This is a genomic window from Roseiarcus sp. (assembly GCF_052145395.1).
Lineage (GTDB): Bacteria > Pseudomonadota > Alphaproteobacteria > Rhizobiales > Beijerinckiaceae > Roseiarcus.
This window is the reverse complement of sequence record NZ_JBKQOT010000870.1, coordinates 1-3,203: the sequence shown is the minus strand read 5'-3', so window position 1 is coordinate 3,203 and position 3,203 is coordinate 1. Positions and strand designations below refer to the sequence as shown.

General features: G+C 65.8%; 4 protein-coding genes. 2 read left to right on the top strand and 2 right to left on the bottom strand.

The annotated features are described in order from the left end of the window. Positions 1-157: 157 nt before the first annotated feature. Entirely contained in the window at positions 158-637 is a 480-nt protein-coding gene (locus tag ACLP25_RS30250) for a type II toxin-antitoxin system VapC family toxin (RefSeq protein ID WP_442472792.1), read from the bottom strand. Beyond that, positions 625-903, bottom strand: a complete 279-nt coding sequence (locus ACLP25_RS30245; RefSeq protein WP_442472791.1) for a type II toxin-antitoxin system Phd/YefM family antitoxin — start codon at positions 901-903, stop codon at positions 625-627. Before ACLP25_RS30245 ends, ACLP25_RS30250 begins: the two co-directional genes overlap by 13 nt. A 373-nt stretch (positions 904-1,276) precedes the next feature. On the opposite strand from ACLP25_RS30245, the gene ACLP25_RS30240 reads away from it, so the two are divergent. Then, complete coding sequence (locus tag ACLP25_RS30240) at positions 1,277-2,503, top strand: MFS transporter (RefSeq protein WP_442472790.1); 1,227 nt, start codon at positions 1,277-1,279, stop codon at positions 2,501-2,503. Positions 2,504-2,665: 162 nt separating this feature from the next. Further along, the gene (locus tag ACLP25_RS30235) at positions 2,666-3,013 is read left to right on the top strand and encodes a hypothetical protein (protein ID WP_442472789.1); all 348 of its coding nucleotides are present in this window, start codon (positions 2,666-2,668) and stop codon (positions 3,011-3,013) included. Positions 3,014-3,203 lie beyond the last annotated feature (190 nt).

Here is a 3,203-nt window from a genome sequence, read left to right as displayed (position 1 = left end):
TTTCCCGCGCCAACAGGCCGAAGACATGACCGCACCCGAAGCGTTCGCAAAGCCTCAACCAAACCCTTGACCTCGGGGCGCCGTCCAGACATGCCCCTCCCAAGCAGTTCCGGTACGGGTGGAGAGCGCCACGAGAAGACGTTCGCGGGAGTAATTTTCAAGAAATGATCCGCATCAGCGTAAGCCGCGATTTGAGACGACAGAAGTCCCGGTCGTGCGTCACCAGGGCGTCCGCGTTAATGGCGAGCGCGCTCGCAGCCTGCACAGCATCAGGCAGCTTCAACCGGTACATGGCCCGAAACCGCGCGGCGCTGTGAGCAATGTCATTGTCAAGTGCAATCACACTCCACGACGAAAAAACTTCCCTGTATCGTGATGCGAGCTTTGAGCATCGGAACTCGAGATCATAATCTCGGGCCTGCGATGCCATCACTTGGGCCTGCTCTGGACCTGTCATCACTTCGGCGATCGTGACCGTCGTTACCGCCAACTGCAACGTCCCCGCCTCGTGCGCTTCGAACAGCGGCCTGAACCGTTGAGCGAACTGAGGATGTTCTTCGAGCACGTATATGATCGGCGCGGTGTCGACCAAAACCAACGCGTTGGCGGGTAAGCCCTCGATGTTCAGCGGGTCCATTCGTCTCGCATCTCACGGATCGTGCGCGTGCTGTCCTCCCCCCACAAGCCAACCCCGGACCCGCTAAGCGAAAGAAGCGAGCGCTGCTTGGGTTGCTGAGCCCGCTGGATCGCCTCGTAGAGAGCAATAGGCACAACCGCAGCGACCGGGCGGCCATGCCTGCTGATGACTGTGGACTTCCCGTGCTCGGCAAGATCGAGGAGCGCAGGAAGCGTGTTTCGCGCTTCCTCTGCGCCTTTGGCCGCCGTTTCGTTGATCTCGGTCATCTTCGAACCGTACGAAACCGTACGGGATCTGTCAACAAGTCATTTGGATTGTCCCGATGCGGAAGGCTCACCTCGTGAGCAACAGCGGAAAGACCGCAACGGGCGGAGACCGCGCCTATAGGCAAGGCCCGCTTGCCCTCCCATTTGAAACGTCCACGGCAGCGACCCGCAACGCCCGCTTCACGTCGACTCCCGCCATCCGCCGCGCCGTCGGGTCCGGTCCTTAGGCGTGGAGCCAAGCGCCGGGTTTTGACAACCAGGGCACGCGCTGGGGCTTTGTTGACCGGCCCGCGGCCGAGGGACAAGCTCGAACGCGGGATCAGCCCCGGAGCGGCGCAGAGTTGATTGGCAGCGGGTTCACGTTGACGGGCCGATGACGAACCGAAGGAACGACTCGCCGGGCCCCGACGAGGACCACTGGTACGTGAACCTTGTCGTGTGCACGGCCGGTTCGTTCACCACCATCGTGGCGATGACGCTTCTGCTGCCCTTCCTCCCGCTCTATGTCGAGGAGATCGGCGTCAGGGGCCATGCCGCCATCGTGCAATGGTCGGGCGTCGCCTACGGCGCGACCTTCTTCACCGCGGCGCTGACCGCGCCGATATGGGGGCGGCTCGGCGACCGCTACGGCCGCAAGCTGATGCTGATCCGCGCCAGCCTCGGCATGGCGATTGCGATGTCGCTGACCGGCATGGCCGAGGACGTTTGGCAACTGGTCGCGGTGCGGCTGCTGACCGGCCTTCTCGGCGGCTACGCCTCGGGCTCAATGATCCTGGTCGCGGCTCAGACGCCGAGGGCGAAGTCCGGCTGGGCGCTCGGCGTGCTCTCTTCGGGAATCATGGCCGGCAACCTGGTCGGCCCGCTGATCGGCGGCGCCCTGCCGCCCCTGATTGGCATCCGCGCGACTTTTTGGCTGTCCGGCGCGACGATCTTCGTGAGCTTTCTCGGCACGGTCTTTTGGCTGCGCGAAATCCCGCGTCAGCCGCAGGCGCGGAAAAGCAAGCTGGGCGGCCTTTGGGCGCGGATTGCCGACAAGCGTCCGGTCGTCGCCATGCTCGCGACCGGGCTTCTTTTCACATTCGCGCTGACCTCGATCGAGCCGATCATCACCGTCTATGTCGCGCTGTTCGCGCCGCCTTCGCAGGTGACCTTCGTCGCCGGCCTCGCCATGTCGGCGGTAGCGCTCGGCGGCATTTTGTCGTCCGCCCGTCTCGGCCAGATCGCCGACCGCGTCGGCCACTGGCGGATCGTCGTCCTGTCGCTCGCGGCGGCGGCGCTGCTCCTCGTTCCTCAGGCGCTCGTGGTCAGCGGGTGGCAGCTCGTCCTGCTGCGCTTTTTGATGGGCGCGGCGCTCGGCGGGCTGATGCCCGGCATGGCGAGCGTCATCCGGCACAACGCGCCGGAGGCCATCGCAGGTAGCCTGCTTGGATGGTCGGTCTCGGCGCAATATGTCGGGCAGGTGGTCGGGCCGCTCGCGGGCGGCTTCGTCGGCGGCCATGTCGGCATGCGGGCCGTCTTCCTCTCCACTGCCGTCCTCATGGCCGCGGGCGCGCTGGCGAATTTCGCCATCGAGCGGGCCGTCCGCGCGACGCCGCGCTGAGCGATCCGGGACAATCCGGACAGCACGAGGTCATCGCGGGCCGTGGCATTTTTGCCCGGCGACGGGGGAGAATTTTGCTTAATCACGAACAGAATTGCGATGAACGCTTGCGCCTGAGCGCCCGGCCAATGTAAACTTGTGGATATAACAGGGGGAGATGAAATGGACCCTCATGGCTTCGGCAGGGCGCGGTTCGCGGGAATGGGTTTCGTCAATCGCATGCGACGGGGTCTCGACGGGTCCCGCCAGGACCTGACGGCTGCAGACGCTCCGAAGCCGGAGCCGCAGCCGGCCGCGGCGCGCGTTCTCCACGGCGAGAACGATAGGCGCAGTTACAGTCTCTATGCCCCTCTCGTGCCGGGCGGGGCCCGAGGCGGCGCCGGCGAATGGCTGGCCGACGCGCTGGTGCTGGCGCTGGGCGCCGTCTTCGCAGGCGGCTTGGCCCTGCTCGCGGCGGCGGGGCTCATCGAGTTCATCCTCCCGAGCGGCGTCGGACCCTTCGGGCGCTGAGTCGCAGTCGATTTCCGCGCGCCTTTGAAGCGCGGGGCCCACAGGGCGTCCGCCAGGACGCCCGTCTTTCGACCGGATATGGACCGCGCCCTCCAGGACGGGCGTCGCTGGCCCCCTGGCCGTTACGTCAGGTCACGCCGAGGCGTTAATGCACCGGCTGGATCGCCCCCCGAAGCTCCGGCATCAGCGC

What these genes read in the sequence shown, in the direction of transcription:
- ACLP25_RS30250 (WP_442472792.1), bottom strand. Translation starts at nt 637, where the DNA reads ATGGACCCGCTGAACATCGAGGGCTTACCCGCCAACGCGTTGGTTTTG.
- ACLP25_RS30245 (WP_442472791.1), bottom strand. Translation starts at nt 903, where the DNA reads ATGACCGAGATCAACGAAACGGCGGCCAAAGGCGCAGAGGAAGCGCGA.
- ACLP25_RS30240 (WP_442472790.1), top strand. Translation starts at nt 1,277, where the DNA reads ATGACGAACCGAAGGAACGACTCGCCGGGCCCCGACGAGGACCACTGG.
- ACLP25_RS30235 (WP_442472789.1), top strand. Translation starts at nt 2,666, where the DNA reads ATGGACCCTCATGGCTTCGGCAGGGCGCGGTTCGCGGGAATGGGTTTC.